This window comes from Bacillus sp. SIMBA_074, assembly GCF_046534555.1.
In the GTDB taxonomy this organism is placed as follows: Bacteria; Bacillota; Bacilli; order Bacillales; family Bacillaceae_G; genus Bacillus_A; species Bacillus_A mycoides.
In genome coordinates, this window is sequence record NZ_JAWRYM010000371.1 from 1 (window position 1) to 282 (window position 282).

The following is a 282-nucleotide window of genomic DNA, read 5'->3' on the forward strand; positions in this document are numbered from 1 at the left end:
TGCGTCCCCCGAATACCAAGCAGTTCCTTCTTCGGCAAATGTGTGATCTCTTTCCCTTCGAAATTCACCTTGCCCCCCACTATTTTACCTGGAGGATTCGGGATCAGCCCCATAATTGCTTGTGCTGTTACACTTTTTCCACAGCCGCTCTCGCCAACAATCGCGACCGTTTCACCTTTGTCTACATGAAAGGAAACACCGCGCACAGCCTGGACTTCCCCACCGTACGTCTTGAAGTTCACTTTTAAATTCTCGATTTCTAGCAAATGCTGCTTCATCGTT

The 282-nt window shown here is 48.6% G+C and carries 1 protein-coding gene; it reads right to left on the bottom strand.

Going from position 1 to position 282, the window contains the following annotated elements; genetic code table 11:
• Window positions 1–278: ATP-binding cassette domain-containing protein (locus tag SB773_RS31210; protein WP_410594152.1), on the bottom strand; the 278-nt coding region annotated here is incomplete at its 3' end.
• Between the last annotated feature and the right edge of the window lie 4 nt (window positions 279–282).